The sequence below is a fragment of the Polycladidibacter hongkongensis genome (assembly GCF_001561995.1).
GTDB lineage: Bacteria > Pseudomonadota > Alphaproteobacteria > Rhizobiales > Stappiaceae > Pseudovibrio > Pseudovibrio hongkongensis.
This window is the reverse complement of the sequence record NZ_LLWC01000022.1, coordinates 225,367-242,692: the sequence shown is the minus strand read 5'-3', so window position 1 is coordinate 242,692 and position 17,326 is coordinate 225,367. Positions and strand designations below refer to the sequence as shown.

The following is a 17,326-nucleotide window of genomic DNA, read 5'->3' as shown; positions in this document are numbered from 1 at the left end:
CCCGAGAAGATCCCAGGCGCAGTTTGGTGATTTTCTGTCGGTCTTTCGGCCAAATGCTGGCTGAGGGAACAAGGAGGGCGCGTTTCCTTAAACGAACAAACACACACAAGGAAACTGCGATGTCTAAGCGTCAAAGTGCCAAGTATAAAATTGACCGCCGTATGGGCGAAAACATCTGGGGTCGTCCTAAGAGCCCAGCTAACCGCCGCGAATACGGCCCAGGTCAGCACGGTCAGCGCCGTAAAGGCAAGCTGTCCGACTTTGGTGTGCAGCTGCGCGCCAAACAGAAGCTGAAAGGCTACTACGGCAACATCTCCGAGAAACAGTTCCTGAAGGTTTACAAGGAAGCTTCCCGCATGCGCGGCGATACCTCCGAAAACCTGATCGGTCTGTTGGAGTGCCGTCTCGACGCTATTGTGTACCGCGCAAAATTCGTTCCTACCGTTTTTGCAGCACGTCAGTTCATCAACCACGGTCACGTGAATGTGAATGGTCGTCGCGTAAACGTAGGCAGCTACATGGTCAAGCCGGGCGACGTTATCGAAGTTCGTGAAAAATCCAAGCAGCTGGCGATTGTTCTGGAAGCTGTTCAGTCTGCTGAGCGTGATGTGCCTGATTACATCGACGTTGACAGCAACAAACTGACTGCAACTTACAACCGCGTACCTTCTTTCGCGGATGTTCCTTATCCAGTTCAGATGGAACCAAATCTGGTTATCGAATTCTATTCTCGTTAATAGACATTCGCATAGCTATGCGTTTGGAAGAGCCGCCTTTCGAGGTGGCTCTTTTTTTGTCGTTTTTTTTGAATTTGGGTCGGCTCTTGCGCGTTGTTGGCGGGGGTGCCGGCCATTGTCTTTCTCAGGGCAAGGGGATAAAAGGGCGGCAACGATGAGATGCCTGCTCCAAAAGAGCGATAGGCCCAAGCCAAGCAAAGACGACTAGACACGCCATGCAAGACACTGCTGCTACGCTCCCTGCCGGGGGAGAGGATGAATTCAAGGTTGAGCCTGATTGCCACCCGCTGTTTCGCGAGGTGCCCAGCTCGGTTTCCTTCAAGAAGCTGCGCAAACGGCTGCTGCGCGAGGTGCGCGAGGCAATTAGCAGTTACGGGATGGTTGCCCCGGATGCGGAAAAGACGACCCCGAAGTGGCTTGTCTGTCTATCTGGAGGCAAGGACAGCTACACATTGCTGGCGGTGCTGTGGGATCTGAAATGGCGTGGCTTGCTGCCTGTGGATCTGGTGGCATGCAATCTGGATCAATCGCAGCCGGGCTTCCCTGCGCATATTCTACCGGAATTTTTTGAGCGCTTTGATATTCCTAGTATCATCGTGCGCGAGAACACCTACGGGATCGTGACAGATAAACTGCCAGAGACGAGCACGTATTGCTCGTTGTGTTCGCGGTTGCGGCGCGGGATTTTGTATCGCACGGCGCGGGAGCAGGGCTGCGAGGCTATTGTGCTTGGTCACCACCGCGATGATGCGCTGGAAACGTTCTTTATGAATATGTTCCATGGCGGGCGGATGGCGGCGATGCCTCCAAAACTGGTGAATGACGAGGGAGATCTGATGGTGCTGCGACCGCTGATCAATTCTTGCGAGGCGGACATCGAGAAGTTCTCCAATGCCATGCAGTTTCCCATTATTCCTTGCAATCTGTGTGGCTCGCAAGATGGCTTGCAGCGGGTGCAGGTGAAAAACATGTTGCAACAGTGGGAGCGGGAGACACCGGGCCGCCTTGGCATTATGGCGCGCTCTCTGGCGCATGTGCGGCCTTCGCATTTGCTGGATGGGCAGCTGTGGGATTTTGCCAATCTACGGCCCGGGGCAACCCAGAGCGAGCAAGGGGCAGATGATGAGGGCCCCTGTGCAGCTTCCGTGGCTATGACAGAAAAACTGTTTGGTAACGAGTTTTCGTAGTAGGCACGTAGGTGCATGTTAAGTTGATCAGAAGAGGCGCTTTGCGCCTCTTTAAATGTGTATCGAGCTTAGCTAGTGGACTCGTGTGAGCATTTTTCCGGAATTATCATTTTTCAGCTTGGAGCTTCTGCCGAGGCGGCAATGCTGCGGGCGCTTGTTTTTCTTTTTCGGCCCCATGGCGTACTTACGATCATATTCCAAATTCAACTCCTTAGAGCCGCGTAGACCAGTGGCCAAATAGATTTCTTCTGCGCTTAGGCCGGTTTGCCGCTTCGTTTTTTGATAGTAAGCTTTGTAGTAGTTGTTGTTAAAGCTAAAGTCTGGGCAGCGGTGCGCAACTAATGATGCAAGATGGTATGCTGCGGCGAACTTTTCAACTTTGTCTTTGTGCGGTTGAGGCAAAGTAATGGCTGGCTTAGTTTGGCAGGCCGAAACAGTTAAGCCAAGTCCAGTGCAAAGAATAATTGCAATTTTACTAGAGTTTATCATTTCCGATTCCTAATTATTGGAAATGTATTGCTAGCATGGAACATGCAACTCTGGGTAGATTTGATTGCCCTATGTGTCTCTCTGGTCAGCAAAAAGGCGGCAAGAGTGCCGCCTTAGATCGTTATCTGAAGTATTTTCTGAAAAGGCTTTGCAGCCGCCGGGTTCACCCTTGCGGGGCGAGCGCGATGCCTTTGTCCGTGAACAGGGTTTGCAGCTCTTGCGCTTGGAACATCTCGCGGAGAATATCGCAGCCGCCAATGAACTCACCCTTTACATAGAGCTGGGGAATTGTTGGCCACTGGCTGTAATCTTTGATGCCTTGGCGCAGGGCGTCGTCTTCCAGAACATTGTGGCCAACGTATTTTACGCCGGTATAGTCCAGAATTTGCACCACTTGGCCGGAGAAACCACACTGTGGGAAAGACGGGGTGCCTTTCATAAACAGAACAACGTCGTTGTTCTCAACTTCGTGTTTGATCCAATCTTGGATATCGCTCATGGCAAGGTCCTCTGTTGCAACCGGGGTCAAAGCCCGGTGAGCGTGTTTTAATTGCGTAGTGTGCATACCTATTTGCGCAGAGGCAAACAGGCAAGCCTTTTTCGCAGGTATGTGGAATGGCTAGGCAGGGGCAGAGGTTTGCAGCGCCAAGGCATGCAGCTCGTCGCCCATTTTGCCCTTCAGCGCTTGATAGACCATCTGATGCTGCTGCACACGGGATTTGCCGGTGAACTGGGCAGAGACGACAATGGCGGCATAGTGATCGCCGTCACCAGCCAAATCACGGATTTCTACGTGGGCGTCTGGCAGTGCTTCTTTGATGAGAGCCTGAATTTCACCTGCGTCCATGGCCATGCTTTTCTTCCTTCCCGCTGTGCGCACCGGCAAAAGGGGTAAGCCCTTGTGCCAAGTGCGAATCTTCTCAAGGGCTACTCTAGCAGGTTCCTGCCATAAATGTTGGGAACCAGCCTTCGTGGGCCGATTTAAGCTGAGATACGGATATGGTGGCAATCCCGGCAAAGGTCAAATCCGAACCGCCGGTCTGGCCCAATTCATCCACTTGAATTCCAAGATCTATGGCGTCTTCAACAAATGCGGCAAGATCTGTTGGTTTGACGGTGACGAGGTAGCGGCCCTGATCTTCGCCGAAGAGGACAGCATGCTGGTTTTCTTCAGGCAGGGCGTTGATGCTGGCGCCCATGCCTTTGGGCAGGGTCATTTCTGCCAGCGCAACGGCCAGCCCGCCGGAGGATAGATCGTGCACGCTGGTGAGGCGGCCCTTGGAGATTGCCTCGCGCACGAAGGTGCCGATGCGCTTTTCTTTGTCCAAGTTAACGGGCGGTGGGGCGCCTGCTTCATTGCCCAGCACCTCTGATGCGTATTGGGACTGGCCCAGATGGGTGCCGTGGCCGCCGAGCAGGATGATGGTCTCATCCGCAGCTGTGAAAGCAATGCCAACCCGCTGGGTAACGTCTTTGAGCAGGCCAACTGCGCCGATTGCCGGAGTTGGCAAGATCCCCTCGCCAAAGGTTTCGTTGTAAAGCGAAACATTGCCGGAAACGATTGGAGTTTCCAAGGCCTCGCAGGCTTCGCCGATCCCTTTTAGGCAGCCAACGAATTGGCCCATGATCTCTGGTTTTTCCGGATTGCCGAAGTTGAGATTGTCGGTGACAGCCAGTGGCAGGGCGCCAACTGCACAGAGGTTGCGGTAGGTTTCGGCGACGGCTTGTTTGCCACCCTCATATGGGTTGGCGTAGCAATAACGAGGGTTTACATCGACGCTGAAGGCAAGGCCCTTGTTTGTGCCCTCTACGCGGATCACACCGGCATCACCGCCAGGAGTTGCGGCGGAGTTGCCCTGAATGAGCGTGTCGTATTGCTCGTAAACCCAGCGACGGGAAGAGCCATTGGCGCCGCCAAGCAATTGCAACAGGGTGGCGGCGTAGTCATTTGGTGCAGCGAAATCGCTAGCGGGGCTTACTTCCGGTTCTGGCCATTGCACCCATGGGCGATCATATTCTGGGGCCTCATCACCAAGTTCCTTGATAGGCAGGTCAGCCACCACTTCGCCGTGATGCTTGATGATGAAGCGGAGGGTGTCGGTGGTTTTGCCGCAAATAGCAAAATCCAGACCCCATTTGGTGAAGATTTTGGCTGCTTCTTCTTCTTTGGATGGCTCCAGAACCATGAGCATGCGCTCTTGGCTTTCGGAGAGCATCATCTCGTAGGCGCTCATGTTTTCTTCGCGGGTGGGAACCAAATCAAGATCCAGCTCGATGCCCAGATTGCCCTTGGCGCCCATTTCTACAGCCGAACAGGTGAGGCCAGCTGCGCCCATATCCTGAATAGCGATAACGGCGCCGGTTTTCATCAGCTCAAGGCAGGCTTCCATCAGACATTTTTCGGTGAAGGGATCACCCACCTGCACTGTTGGGCGTTTTTCTTCGATGGTTTCATCAAATTCGGCAGAGGCCATGGTGGCACCGCCGACGCCATCACGGCCGGTTTTCGCGCCGAGGTAAACGACCGGTAGGCCAACGCCTTTTGCCTCGGACAAGAAGATTTTATCTGCATCGGCAAGGCCTGCGGCGAACGCGTTCACCAAGCAGTTGCCATTGTAGCTTTTGTGGAATTCAACTTCGCCACCAACGGTTGGCACGCCGAACGAGTTGCCATAACCGCCAACGCCGGAAACGACGCCAGAGACCAAATGGCGGGTGCGCTGGTGCTCCGGTTCACCAAAGCGCAGGGCGTTCATGGCAGCAACAGGGCGTGCCCCCATGGTGAACACATCGCGCAGAATGCCGCCGACACCAGTGGCGGCGCCTTGATAAGGCTCGATGTAGGAAGGGTGGTTATGGCTTTCCATTTTGAAGACCACGGCCTGGCCATCATCAATATCAACCACGCCCGCATTCTCACCGGGGCCCTGAATCACCCGCGGCCCTTTTGTTGGCAGGGTCCGAAGCCACTTTTTCGAGGACTTGTAGGAACAGTGCTCGTTCCACATGGCAGAAAAAATGCCAAGCTCGGTGAACGTCGGCGTGCGGCCGATGAGCTCAAGAATACGCTGGTATTCTTCTGGTTTTAATCCGTGGGCATCGAGAAGTTCGGGGGTAATTTCTACAGTGTTGTTGAGCATCGCACTTTAACAGTTGGGCGCCGCGCGCCGGGGCCTTGAAACTAAGTGCGGTACTATCAGATTTGCTCAAGAAAAGAAAAGGAAAACCCGCGTAAAACACGCTGAAAATACTTCAGTTTGCTGCAATTTTTTGCGGGTGGTTTCCTGCGGATATTTGGGGTCTTTGGGCAGATGCTGAGCCTAAAAATCGATATTGCCGGTAAGGTGAGCGATAGACATGTTGTTTGCGCCGACAATTGTTTGTGTCCAATCTCCCGAGCCGTTTGCGCCAGCCCATTTGCCTTGACCGCCAATAATACGCCAAGAGCCAAGCAGTTTTTTGGAGGTGATGTCCTTCATCGCGAATTTAATGGCAAAGCTCTGCCCGTCGCTATCGTTTAAACTGCAGTATCCTTCGCCGGAAAGCTTGGAATCCCGCACCAATGCTGTGCCGTAGCAGCTGCCGGTTACGCCGTGAAAAGGATCGTTATCGCTGACACCTACGAAGATAACATCAGAATTGATCCGGCGCAGAAACAGACCCTCAGCGATTTGGGAGGTGTCTGAATTGCCGAAGTTGGTGAGTTTGGGGGCTGTGTTGTAGGCAGCTGCTTTCGCGTCAACCTTGGAGGCTGCGCTCGCAGGGGCAGCAAAGGACAGGCCAAGAACAGAGGCAAAAAGGGTGGAGAAAAGTCTGGTACGCGCGGCAAGCATGTGGGGTCTCTCGTGTGCCCTAGGCGGGAGGATTGCTAGGGAAATTGACAGAAATACGTGGGAGCCATTAGGAGAGGGTAAGGTTGGCGATGACAAGCGCAAATTGGAAAAGCGGTTAGGCGCGTCTGGCTAAATTGATAAGAATTTCACATCTGACATAAAGGTGTAATTTAGAAAGATTAGCAGGACACAGCTGCGTTGTGTCGGTTGACCGAGGCTTGACGGACTGAATTATAGTGCGCTGGTACGGGACGGGATGATTAATAGGGGAACACGAGATGACTGTTGCACGCGGTGGGCAGGCGCTAAGGCGAACATGGGAGATATTAGGTGCCTTTGGCCGGCTTGGGGTGACGTCATTTGGCGGGCCAGTGGCGCATTTGGGGTATTTTCGGCATGAGTTTGTAGAGCGGCGCAAGTGGCTGGATGATGCGCATTATGCAGACCTAGTTGCGCTGTGCCAGTTTTTGCCGGGGCCGGCTAGCTCGCAAGTGGGCTTTGCCATCGGGTTGATGCGCGGCGGGTTTTGGGGGGCTGTGGCGGCGTTTGTTGGTTTCACATTGCCTTCCGCTTTGATGATGATCGCGTTTGCCTTCGGAGCGGCATCAATTGATGGCCCGTTAGGTGATGGGGTGCTGCATGGGCTTAAGCTTGTGGCGGTTGCGGTGGTTGCGCATGCGTTGTTCGGTATGGCGCGCAGCTTATGTCCGGATAAGCCGAGGGCCGGAATTGCACTGCTGGCACTGTTTATTTGTAGCTACTTTGTCAGCGCCTATGCCCAGATTGCCGCCATTGGGCTAGGTGCCTTGCTGGGTCTGTTGTTGTTGCCTCGGGATGTGGGAGGGACAGGAACAGGTGACGGGTCTAAGGCAGTGGGTAAGCAGGCTGCCGTGTTTTTCCTCAGCGCATTTTTAGTCATGCTTCTAGGTTTGCCATTGCTTTCTGTTGGATTTGGCGGTCCTTCCTTGCGGATTTTCCATGAATTTTTCCAGGCGGGTGCACTTGTTTTTGGTGGTGGGCATGTGGTGTTGCCGCTGTTGGAGAGCCAAAGTGTGGGCGCTGGGCTCATGGACCCCTCGGTGTTTTTGGCGGGCTATGGCGCGGCGCAAGCAATGCCGGGACCGCTGTTCACTTTTGCAGGCTATCTGGGGGCTGCTGGGGCCTATGGGATCCCGGCTTGGCTGGCTGGGTTGATTGCGCTTGCGGGTATATTCTTGCCGGGTTTTTTGTTGGTGGCCGGAGCATTGCCATTTTGGAAGGATCTGCGCGCTCTAGGGAGTGCAAGAGCGCTTCTTGCTGGTGCAAATGGGGCGGTTGTCGGAGTTTTGGCAGCAGCTTTTTACGCGCCCGTGTGGACAAGTGCAGTGCGAGAACCGATTGACTTCGCGCTTGCAGTGTCTGGATTTTTAATGCTGGCAGTGTGGCGCCTCCCGCCGCTTTATGTGGTGCTATGCCTTGGGGGAGCCGGGGTGCTCACGGTTTACTTCTAGCTGTTGAGGCTGCAAAAAATTACGGGCTGCAAATGCAGCCCATGATTTTTTGCGGAAAGCGCCGCTGTGCCTTAGCATCAGCCTTTTGTTTGGTGCTAGGCAGCGTCTAGTGTTTGCATAACGCTTTCAAACAGCGCACGGCCCTCAAGGCCGCCATGCAAGTCTTCGATTAGGTTTTCCGGGTGGGGCATCATCCCTAGAATGCGGCCGTTTTCGCTTGTAATGCCTGCGATGTCGTTGATAGAGCCGTTGGGGTTGGTGCCATTTGCATAGCGGAAAGCCACGCAGCCTTCTCCCTCAAGCCTATTTAGGGTTTCACTGTCAGCAAAATAGTTGCCATCGTGGTGGGCAACCGGGCACTGCCATACCGCGCCACTAGCCATATTCTGAGTGAACGGGCTGTTGGTGCTTGTGGTTTGCAGTTCGACGTTTTTGCAAACGAAGTGCAAAGAGGCATTGCGCATCAGCGCGCCGGGAAGCAAGCCGGCCTCGGTTAGCATTTGAAAGCCGTTACACACGCCAAGCACATGTTTGCCCTGCGCCGCAGCGCTTTTCAGAGCGCCCATAATAGGGGAGCGCGCGGCGATGGCGCCGGAGCGCAGGTAATCGCCATAGGAGAAGCCGCCGGGCAAGACGTAGAGGTCCGCCTCGGGGAGCGTTGTTTCCGTATGCCAGACAGTTGCGACAGGGTTGCCGGAGATGTGCTCCAGCGCCTTGATCATATCACGATCCCGGTTGGAGCCGGGGAAGAGCAGAACAGCGGATTTCATAGAGTCTCGGGTCCTTGTTCAGGCACGGCCTGCATGCTCACAGCAGCCACCAGACAGCAAGACCTGAAAGCGCTGCAGGCAAGCCAATAAATATGACTGCCTTTATGAGCATAAAACGCAGGATGCGCGCGCTGTCATCTTGTTGGGGCTGATTGGTCATGGCTAAGTTTGTAGGCTTTAGGTGGGCGGCGTTTATTTGAGAATGTCGATGCTGTAGTTTTCGATAACCGTATTAGCGAGCAGCTGCTCACACATTTTGGTGATTTCTTGCTTGGCTTCGTCAGCGGATTGTGCAGCCAGCTCCAGATCGAAGACTTTGCCCTGCCGAACGCCGGCGATGCCAGCAAAGCCCAAAGCACTGAGGGAGCCTTCGATTGCCTTGCCCTGTGGGTCAAGTACGCCGTTTTTCAAGGTAACGGTGACGCGCGCCTTCATGGTGGTGTCCTTCAGTTTGAATAGGTCTGTTTAGCCGCACGCTTGCTTATATGCGGTGCGAGGTCGTATTTTCGGGAAAACGGGCAGGGTCAATGAGACCGCTGCCCGTTTTGAAGTGTTATTTTACAAGTACAGGGCCGCTGTGGCCGGGGCGCTCGTTATCGATAAAAATGCCTAAACGACGCGCGACTTCCTGATAGGCCTCGACCATGCCGCCCAAGTTTTGGCGGAAGCGGTCTTTGTCCAGCTTCTCGCTGGTATTGGTATCCCACAGGCGGCAGCTGTCTGGCGAGATCTCGTCGGCGAGAATGATGCGCATCATATCGCCCTCGATCTGGCGTCCGAACTCGATTTTGAAATCGACCAAGGTAATGCCAACACCAAGGAAGAGCCCGGTGAGGAAATCGTTGATACGGATGGCCATGGTCATCATATCATCGAGCTCTTGCGGGGAGGCCCAGCCAAAGGAGGTGATGTGCTCCTCCGAAACCAATGGATCACCAAGCTCATCGTTTTTGTAGTAGAACTCGACGATGGAGCGATTAAGACGCGTGCCTTCCTCAGCCCCAAGACGCTTGCACAAAGAACCGGCTGCAATGTTGCGCACCACAACTTCAATGGGCACGATCTCCACCTGCCGGATGAGCTGCTCGCGCATGTTCAGGCGGCGAATGAAGTGTGTGGGAATGCCCATGGTGTTCAGCTGGGAGAAGATGAACTCCGAAATGCGATTGTTGAGCACACCTTTTCCATCGATCACATCATGCTTTTGATTGTTAAAAGCGGTTGCGTCATCTTTGAAGTGCTGGACAAGAGTTCCCGGTTCCGGGCCCTCATAGAGAATTTTGGCCTTGCCTTCATAAATTCGACGGCGGCGGTTCATAGGCGATTACCACGTTGAAAGTAAGAGTTAGAGTGCCTCGTTTTGCGAAGACTTGCGGGGGGAGCAGGCGTTGCTCTTGTCAATAAAGCCTAGGCGCCACGAGGGGTGTGTTGCGGCGCGGAACTTAATGTACTTTTCCTTAAATTTCAAACCTGAATATTTTCGCGTTTTCTGCGAAAACCTGCGGTATTTTTGGTCCTGTCATAACTATGGTCTAGGTTGGTGCGCAGGAGCGGGTCTGTTAGGCAGCGTTTGCGTAACGACTGCTGGTTGTGGCGTTATTTTGCCAATTGGTGGTGCGTGATCTCTTGTTGAGGGCATGAGGAGAGCGAAATGAGTTTATTTGATCAGCGAAAGCAAGCCTTTGAAGGGGGCTATGCGCTTGGCGAGGATATGCTGTTTAAAGTTAAGGCACGTCGTAACAAGTTGCTTGGTGCATGGGCGGCACAGTTGATGAACCTTGGAGAGGGTGAAAGTGCGGCCTATGCACAATCTCTTGTCGGCTATGATTTGAAAGATGACGGGGATGGGCTGGTAAAGGACAAGGTCTGGGCAGACTTGCAGGATGCGGGGGTGGAAAAATCCGAGCATCAAGTGGAGCGCACCATGCAAGAGTTGTTTCTAGAGGCGCGCAAGCAGTTAGAGACCAGCGGCTAAAGCAGCGTGTGTGCTAAGCGGCGCTATAACGAAACAAGGCGGGATAGATCCCGCCTTGTTTGTTCAGTTCCATGACGCTAATGCGCTGTGCGCAGCTAACCAGCCGTTTAACTGGCTGCGATGCTGGCGCGAAGAGCCGCAATGTTTTTCTGGTAGGCGTCTTGAGTTCCCCCGCTGAAAATGGCAGAGCCCGCCACCAGCGTGTCAGCACCTGCCTTGGTGACCAGCGGCGCTGTTTGCGCTGTCACGCCGCCATCCACTTCCAGCCGGATGGGGCGATCTGCAATCATTTCGCGGATGTTGCTGATCTTTTGCAACTGGCTTTCCAAAAAGCTCTGACCGCCGAATCCCGGGTTTACCGACATGACCAGAATGAGGTCGACCTTGTCCATGATGTATTGCAGAACAGATTCTGGAGTGGCAGGATTGAGCGAAACGCCCGCCTTTTTCCCCAGAGCTCTGATAGCCTGCAACGAACGGTCAAGGTGCTTGGTGGCTTCGGCATGCACGGTGATGTAATCGGAGCCGGCCTTGGCGAACGCTTCCAGATACGCATCACATGGCTCGATCATCAGGTGTGTATCGAAGATCTTGTCAGTGTGCGGGCGCAGGGCGGCAATGACCGCAGGCCCAAAGGAGATGTTGGGCACAAAATGCCCATCCATGACATCAAGGTGTATCCAGTCAGCACCGGCGGCGGTGACATCGCGGACTTCTTGGCCGAGGTTGGCGAAATCTGCCGCCAAGACAGAGGGGGCAATGGCAAGAGGCTGGGTCATTCTCATAAATTCCAAATTGCAGGATTGTTTGCTGCTTTGTTTTATCACTCTCGCAGTGGCAGGGCGACAGTCTCTTTGATTGTCGACACAACAATTCGCGACTGAACGTCGGAAACCAACTCATTGTTGAGCAGTTTTAGACGAAGAAAGTTGTCGTAGTCTTTGATGTCAGTGGTGACGACCTTGATGAGATAATCGACGGCGCCGGTGATGCGCTCGCAGGTTACAACCTCTGGCCACACGTTTACCAACCGGTCAAACGTCTCCATGTTCTCGCGTGATGGAAGGTTGAGCTTTACAAAAGAATACGCGAGGAAACCCAAACCCACAGACTCGCGATCCACAAGCGCGGCGACCTGTTTTATGACACCTGATTCTTTCAGACGCTTGATTCTACGCCAACAGGGCGTTTGGCTCATTCCAGCTTCGCGAGCGATGTCAGCGATGGATTGGCTGGCGTCTTTTTGCAGGATTCTCAGGACTTTGATGTCCGTATGGTCTAGGAGGGTCGTTTCGCTCATGTAGCCTCTGGAGGATATATTTTTCGTATTTATAGGTATTTCTTGGTAGGATAGCACAGATGTTGCGGCTGTGAAGGATCAAAATAGGTCTGGACGGAGGGCGGGAAAGACCAGTGGACGGACTAACGGTCTTCCTCGTTTCCTGATGGGAGAGGAGAACTGCGCAATGACTGCTGTTTTGCGAAGTGTGCAGCTTGGCGACAAGTATAGCAAAGAACAGGACGGAATCTACATTAGCGGTATTCAGGCTTTGGTGCGGATTGCGCTGGAGCGTTCGCGACTGGATAGCGAAATTGGCCTCAAGACGGGTGGTTTTGTTTCCGGCTACCGTGGCTCACCGCTGGGTGGGTTCGATAGCGAGTTGGCGAGGTGCGAGAATATTTTAGCACCGCTCAATATTCATTTTCAGCCCGGCCTTAACGAGGAGCTGGGGGCAACTGCGGTCTGGGGCACGCAGAAGGTGCGCCAACACGGGAAGGGGAGTTCCTTTGATGGTGTGTTTGGCATGTGGTACGGCAAAGCGCCTGGAGTTGACCGCGCTGGCGACGTTTTGAAACAGGCAAATGCCAGTGGAACTGACAGGAACGGCGGCGTGCTGGCGTTGGCGGGTGATGACCATTTGGCAAAGTCATCTATTTTGCCAGCGCAGAGCGAATTCTTTTTTCAACATGCGGAGATGCCGGTTTTTAATCCTGCCGATATTCAAGATGTGCTTGATCATGGGCAGCATGGGCTGGAAATGTCGCGCTATTGCGGCCTGTGGAGCGGGTTGATTTGCCTTGCAGATACGATGGATGCTTCGGCAACTGTGCATGTGGGGCAGGGGCGCCGGGTGTTTTTGCATCCTGTTGAAGAGGATCCGCGGCGCTCGGCAGAGCTTAACAGGGTGTTGTTGCTGGGAAACCGGCTGGAGACCGAGCGCCTGTTGCGGGATATCCGCTTACCAGCGGCGCAGGCCTATGTGCGGGCCAACGGATTGGACCGGGTGGCATTTGGTGCCAGCAAGCCGCGTCTTGGGCTTGTGGCCAGCGGCAAAGCCTTTCGCGATGTGTGTCAGGCGCTTGAGCTGTGCGGGATTAACGATGCGCGGGCGCGGGAGCTGGGGCTTTCGGTGTTTAAGGTGGCGATGCCGTATCCGCTTGAACCCACCGCGATCTCCGGCTTTGCCCGTGGGTTGGAAAAGCTGATGGTGGTGGAGCACAAGCGCGCCTTCATCGAGCCGCAGATCAAAGACATTGCTTATGGATGGGCGCCAGAGCAACGTCCGCAGATCTGGGGCAAGAAAGCGCCAAACGGTGAGGTGGTGCTCTCTGATGTGTTGGAGCTGTCCATTGCCGAGATTATTCAGGCTCTGCGCGCCTTTTTGCCAGAGGATATGCAAGGGGCGCAGATGCGCGCGGTGTCACGGCAGATGACACAGCAGCAGATGTGGGCGCAGGGGCATGGGGAAAGCGGGGTGCGGATGCCGTATTTCTGCTCTGGCTGCCCGCACAACTCTTCTACGGTGATACCGGAGGGCGCGCGCGCCATGCCGGGCATTGGCTGCCATGCCATGTCGGAGATCAACGGGCGTACCACCGATGGGCAGGTGGCCATGGGCGGAGAGGGTGTGCTGTGGGTAGGTCAGGCTCCATTCGCCAAGGATAAGCATGTCTATGCAAATATGGGGGATGGCACCTATTTCCATTCCGGAATTCTGGCTATCCGGCAAGCCGTGGCGGCAAACGTGTCGATGACCTACAAGGTGCTTTACAATGATGCGGTTGCCATGACAGGAGGGCAACCCATTGATGGAACATTGAGCGTACCTGATTTGTTAGCGCAGATCAAAGCAGAGGGCGTGCGCGAGGTGGCGCTGCTGAGTGAAACGCCAGAGCTTTATGGCGACGCGGTCCGCTTACCTAAAGGCATAAAAGCCCGTCACCGCGATGATTTGATGCAGGTGCAGGAAGAGCTGGCGCGGGGCGCGGGTGTTTCTGTTATTGTTTATGATCAGACCTGTGCATCGGAAAAGCGGCGGCGGCGCAAGCGTGGCCTGATGGATGATCCGGACCTGCGGCTTTTTGTAAATGAGCGCGTGTGTGAGGGGTGTGGTGACTGTTCGGTACAGTCAAACTGCTTGTCGATTGAGCCGCTTGATACGCCGTTTGGTGAAAAGCGGCGCATCAACCAATCCTCCTGTAACAAAGACTTCTCTTGCGTCAAAGGGTTTTGCCCCTCTTTTGTTTATGTGGAAGGGGCGAGTTTGCGCAAGGCAGCGACAATTTCGCTAGATCTTGCCGGTATGGCCGAGCGCTTGCCAGCTGTGCAACCCTCGAGTTTGCGTGAACCGGTAAATTTGCTGGTGGCCGGGATCGGCGGGATGGGGGTCACCACAGTTGCGGCGGTGCTGGCAATGGCGGCGCATATACAGGGATTGCAGGCCTCGACTTTGGATATGACCGGTTTGGCGCAAAAGGGCGGGCCTGTTACTTCGCATGTGCGATTTGCGGCGACGGATGCGCAGATCGAAGGGCCGCGTGTGCCAACCGGGACACTGGATGTCCTGCTGGCCAGTGATATGCTGGTGGCTGCCAAGGCTGAGCAGCTGGCCTTGCTGAATTCCTCGCGCACTTTGGCGCTGGCAAATGGCCAAGTGGCGCCCACTTCGGAATTTGTGATGAAGCAACGCCAGAGCTATGACACCTCGGCCATGGTGCGGGCGCTTGAGGAAGGGGCAAAGCGTTTTGTGCATCACGATATGGCGCGGATCGCCGAGCAACTCTTCGGCGATATGATTTTCGCCAATATGATGTTGGTGGGGATGGCCTATCAGGCAGGAGCGTTGCCGCTTTCGCAGGAGGGCATTTTCGCCGCAATTGAGCTTAACGGCGCAGCTGCGCAGCAGAACCAGAGGGCGTTTCTGGCCGGGCGCGTGCTCATGGCACAGCCGGGCGAAATCTTGCAGGCGTTACCAAAGGGAGAAGCGCAAGCGGCGCTCGGGCTAAAAGAGCTTATCAAGTTTTACCAGCAAGAGCTTGAGGCCTATCAGGATACGGCCTATGGGCGGCGATATCGTCGTTTGCTAGATAAGCTGCGTGAACGTGATGCAGAATTCGGGCTTGGAACTATGGAGCTGACCCGCACAGCGGCAGAGATGCTTTACAAGGTGATGGCTTATAAGGACGAGTATGAGGTGGCGCGGCTTTATGCCGATCCGGCCTTTAAGCAAAAGCTGATGGCGCAGTTTGAACAGCCACGCAAGCTTAAGGTAATGCTGGCGCCGCCACTTTGGCCTTTGGGTAAGGACAAGAAAACCGGACGGCCAAAAAAGCTGGCCTTTGGGCCGTGGGTGTTTTCCGCCTTCAAGTTGTTGGCAAAGGGCAAATGGCTGCGAGGGAAAGCTTATGATCCGTTTGGTCACACGCAAGAGCGGCGGGACGAGCGGCAGTTAATGCGGCGGTTCGAGCGGGATGTGATCCGGGTCACAGGTCGCGTTGGAGTTGCAAATTATGGTCTTCTGGTTGATTTAATGCGCGTGCCTGATTCGGTCAGGGGCTTTGGTGTTGTGAAGGCCCAGTCCCTTAGCGCGGCTGCGCAGCGGCGCCAGAAATTGATCGCCTTGCTGCAAGACGACCCGACCACTGTGCCCTTCAAAGAGGCTGCCGAGTAAGCTTTAAGCCTTACAAAACGCTAAATAAATCAACCCCACATATCACCTGTGCTTCGGGCGGTATGTGGGGTTGTTTTTGTGTTGTTTTGATACTTGCGCCCGCGTGTGTAATTGACAGTACCGTCCAGCCGGTATAGAAACCGACCAGGCGGTGCAGAAACCGACTGATGAGTCTAGAAAATTCGAAGTGTATCTTGAAGGAATGAAGCCTTGGAAAGTGCAAGGGACATATTGCTGGATGCAACCGAGGTGATCATAGGTCGGGCTGGGGTCGCCAATCTTACCCTAGAGGCGGTTGCGCAAGAAGCGGGCTACTCTAAGGGTGGGTTGCTTTATAACTTTCGTAGCAAAGACGAATTGCTTGGCTCGATGGTTGAGCGACTGGTGAGCCGTTTTCAAGAGTTGGTCTTTAGAAAGCGTAAGGAATACCAAGCCGAAGGCCTGAATGACCCCACTATTCGAGCCCTGATAGACGTTTATTGCATGGTTGCCGAACGCCGGTTGTCTCATGCAATTTTGACAGTTTCTGCAGACAGGCCGGAGTTGCTCTGTAGATTTCGCGAGTTGTGTTTTGAAATCGAACCTTTGATCGAATCCGAAGCTCGAGATCCAATGATGGCTTTTATCGTTCTGCTGGCCTTGGATGGCCTGCATCTGCGCCACGCTTTGGGGATCGAAGGGAAATCCCAAGAAGAAATAGGGGCTGCCATTGCTGCTTTGCGCGCCCTGCTTATCTCTCCCTCCACGGGCCGCGTGCAAGCGGCTCAAAATTCAGGTTATTGCCATGTTGAAACTGAATAAAGACATGATGAAATTTGGTGTAATCGCTGCCTTGAGCCTCGGTGGGCTTGGCTTGTTGGCAGGTTGTCAAAAGCCGGCAAGTGATGCAAATGCCGCAACCGAAGCTGCTCCGCGCCCTGCAAAAGTCCTGCAAATTGTGGAGCAGCAGGGGTTGTACACGCGCAGCTTTACCGGCCGTGTCGAGGCGGTGCAAACGGTGAATATGGCATTTCGTGTGAGTGGGCAGCTCAACGAATTGCCAGTGCTGGAAAGCCAGCGGGTGAAGAAGGGAGATCTGATCGCGGCGCTTGACCCGACTGATTATGAAAACATTCTGCGTGAAGCGAAAGTTAACTACGAGCAAAAGAAACTTGATTTGCAGCGTTATGATGAGCTGCTTAAGAAACAAGTGATTTCGCAAGGGGCTTTTGACAAGACACGGACCGCCTATGACTTGGCGAAAGTGACCCTTGATAAAGCCGAGCAAAATATGGGCTATACCAAGCTGGTGGCTCCGTTTGATGCGATCATTACCAAGCGCTTGGTAGATAACTTCACCACAGTGGGGCAAGGGAATGCGGTGCTGCGTCTTCAGGATGTCAGTGAGGTGCAGATTGATATCAATGTGCCTGAAACCCTGTTTGCGCAGGCGATTAATTCTGACCTTCGATCAATGACAGCCGAGTTTCCAGCAAATCCGGGCAAGGCATACCAGCTGACCTACCGCGAGCATTCGACAGAAGCGGATCCGGTTACCCAGACCTATCGGGTTACGCTTGCTATGCCTTATCCGAATGACCTTTCGATTTTTCCGGGCATGACAGCAAGTGTACGTATTGATGCGCGCTCGCCGCACGTAGCTGGAAATGATGGCATTTTGCTGCCGACATCTGCGATTGGCATGAACCCGGATAAAACCAGCTTTGTCTGGATCGTTAACGGTACGACCAATGCGATTAGCAAACGTGCTGTGCAGCTGGGCCAAGTGCTTGGGCCGTTGGTGACGATTTCCGGCGGTGTGGATGCAGGTGAGACGATCGTGGTTGCAGGTGTTGCACACTTGCAGGACGGTCAAGTTATTCAGCCACTTGGCAATTAACGGCGTGTAGTTTT

The 17,326-nt window shown here is 54.2% G+C and carries 18 protein-coding genes; 7 read left to right on the top strand and 11 right to left on the bottom strand.

The window, feature by feature from the left end; all coding sequences use genetic code 11:
- Nucleotides 1–119 precede the first annotated feature (119 nt).
- Together rpsD and ttcA are read left to right on the top strand one after the other, a co-directional pair.
- Complete coding sequence (gene rpsD / locus AYK82_RS09245; protein WP_068314470.1) at nt 120–737, top strand: 30S ribosomal protein S4; 618 nt, start codon at nt 120–122, stop codon at nt 735–737.
- Between the two features lie 215 nt (nt 738–952).
- The gene (gene ttcA, locus AYK82_RS09240) at nt 953–1,924 is read left to right on the top strand and encodes a tRNA 2-thiocytidine(32) synthetase TtcA (protein WP_068314469.1); all 972 of its coding nucleotides are present in this window, start codon (nt 953–955) and stop codon (nt 1,922–1,924) included.
- A gap of 72 nt (nt 1,925–1,996) precedes the next feature.
- Here ttcA and AYK82_RS09235 read toward each other — a convergent pair whose 3' ends face one another.
- The 5 genes from AYK82_RS09235 to AYK82_RS09215 form a co-directional block, all read right to left on the bottom strand.
- Entirely contained in the window at nt 1,997–2,413 is a 417-nt protein-coding gene (locus AYK82_RS09235; protein WP_068314465.1) for a hypothetical protein, read from the bottom strand.
- Nucleotides 2,414–2,576: 163 nt separating this feature from the next.
- The gene (gene grxD / locus AYK82_RS09230; protein ID WP_068314462.1) at nt 2,577–2,912 is read right to left on the bottom strand and encodes a Grx4 family monothiol glutaredoxin; all 336 of its coding nucleotides are present in this window, start codon (nt 2,910–2,912) and stop codon (nt 2,577–2,579) included.
- A 120-nt stretch (nt 2,913–3,032) separates the two neighbouring features.
- The gene (locus AYK82_RS09225) at nt 3,033–3,266 is read right to left on the bottom strand and encodes a BolA family protein (protein WP_068314459.1); all 234 of its coding nucleotides are present in this window, start codon (nt 3,264–3,266) and stop codon (nt 3,033–3,035) included.
- Nucleotides 3,267–3,345: 79 nt separating this feature from the next.
- A complete protein-coding gene (gene purL / locus AYK82_RS09220) occupies nt 3,346–5,553 on the bottom strand; it encodes a phosphoribosylformylglycinamidine synthase subunit PurL (RefSeq protein WP_068314458.1) in 2,208 nt (735 codons plus the stop codon).
- A 180-nt stretch (nt 5,554–5,733) separates the two neighbouring features.
- Nucleotides 5,734–6,246 carry a hypothetical protein gene (locus AYK82_RS09215; RefSeq protein ID WP_068314457.1) on the bottom strand — a complete coding sequence of 171 codons (513 nt, stop codon included), beginning with the start codon at nt 6,244–6,246 and terminating at the stop codon, nt 5,734–5,736.
- Between the two features lie 278 nt (nt 6,247–6,524).
- Here AYK82_RS09215 and chrA point away from each other — a divergent pair, with 278 nt between their 5' ends.
- Nucleotides 6,525–7,736, top strand: coding sequence for a chromate efflux transporter (gene chrA, locus AYK82_RS09210; protein WP_068314456.1), 1,212 nt, complete (start codon nt 6,525–6,527; stop codon nt 7,734–7,736).
- Between the two features lie 95 nt (nt 7,737–7,831).
- Here the strand turns inward: chrA and purQ are convergent, their stop codons facing one another.
- The 4 genes from purQ to purC all read right to left on the bottom strand — a co-directional run bounded on the left by purQ (nt 7,832) and on the right by purC (nt 9,824).
- Nucleotides 7,832–8,506 (bottom strand): phosphoribosylformylglycinamidine synthase subunit PurQ, encoded by a 675-nt coding sequence (gene purQ / locus AYK82_RS09205; protein WP_068314454.1) that lies wholly within the window; start codon nt 8,504–8,506, stop codon nt 7,832–7,834.
- 37 nt (nt 8,507–8,543) lie between these two features.
- Nucleotides 8,544–8,666, bottom strand: coding sequence for a phosphoribosylformylglycinamidine synthase-associated small membrane protein (locus tag AYK82_RS18615; protein WP_425272573.1), 123 nt, complete (start codon nt 8,664–8,666; stop codon nt 8,544–8,546).
- A 32-nt stretch (nt 8,667–8,698) separates the two neighbouring features.
- The gene (gene purS, locus AYK82_RS09200; RefSeq protein WP_068314451.1) at nt 8,699–8,941 is read right to left on the bottom strand and encodes a phosphoribosylformylglycinamidine synthase subunit PurS; all 243 of its coding nucleotides are present in this window, start codon (nt 8,939–8,941) and stop codon (nt 8,699–8,701) included.
- A gap of 118 nt (nt 8,942–9,059) precedes the next feature.
- Complete coding sequence (gene purC, locus AYK82_RS09195; protein WP_068314448.1) at nt 9,060–9,824, bottom strand: phosphoribosylaminoimidazolesuccinocarboxamide synthase; 765 nt, start codon at nt 9,822–9,824, stop codon at nt 9,060–9,062.
- 333 nt (nt 9,825–10,157) lie between these two features.
- On the opposite strand from purC, the gene AYK82_RS09190 reads away from it, so the two are divergent.
- The gene (locus tag AYK82_RS09190) at nt 10,158–10,481 is read left to right on the top strand and encodes a DUF1476 domain-containing protein (RefSeq protein ID WP_068314445.1); all 324 of its coding nucleotides are present in this window, start codon (nt 10,158–10,160) and stop codon (nt 10,479–10,481) included.
- Nucleotides 10,482–10,588: 107 nt separating this feature from the next.
- Here AYK82_RS09190 and rpe read toward each other — a convergent pair whose 3' ends face one another.
- Nucleotides 10,589–11,260, bottom strand: coding sequence for a ribulose-phosphate 3-epimerase (gene rpe, locus AYK82_RS09185; RefSeq protein ID WP_068314442.1), 672 nt, complete (start codon nt 11,258–11,260; stop codon nt 10,589–10,591).
- Between the two features lie 44 nt (nt 11,261–11,304).
- The gene (locus tag AYK82_RS09180; protein WP_068314439.1) at nt 11,305–11,781 is read right to left on the bottom strand and encodes an Lrp/AsnC family transcriptional regulator; all 477 of its coding nucleotides are present in this window, start codon (nt 11,779–11,781) and stop codon (nt 11,305–11,307) included.
- A 166-nt stretch (nt 11,782–11,947) separates the two neighbouring features.
- Here AYK82_RS09180 and AYK82_RS09175 point away from each other — a divergent pair, with 166 nt between their 5' ends.
- The 3 genes from AYK82_RS09175 (at nt 11,948) to AYK82_RS09165 (ending at nt 17,312) form a co-directional block, all read left to right on the top strand.
- Nucleotides 11,948–15,433, top strand: a complete 3,486-nt coding sequence (locus tag AYK82_RS09175; RefSeq protein WP_068314437.1) for an indolepyruvate ferredoxin oxidoreductase family protein — start codon at nt 11,948–11,950, stop codon at nt 15,431–15,433.
- Between the two features lie 210 nt (nt 15,434–15,643).
- Entirely contained in the window at nt 15,644–16,234 is a 591-nt protein-coding gene (locus AYK82_RS09170; RefSeq protein WP_082733834.1) for a TetR/AcrR family transcriptional regulator, read from the top strand.
- A complete protein-coding gene (locus tag AYK82_RS09165; RefSeq protein ID WP_068314432.1) occupies nt 16,218–17,312 on the top strand; it encodes an efflux RND transporter periplasmic adaptor subunit in 1,095 nt (364 codons plus the stop codon). The genes AYK82_RS09170 and AYK82_RS09165 overlap by 17 nt, the downstream gene beginning before the upstream one ends.
- Nucleotides 17,313–17,326: the final 14 nt, after the last annotated feature.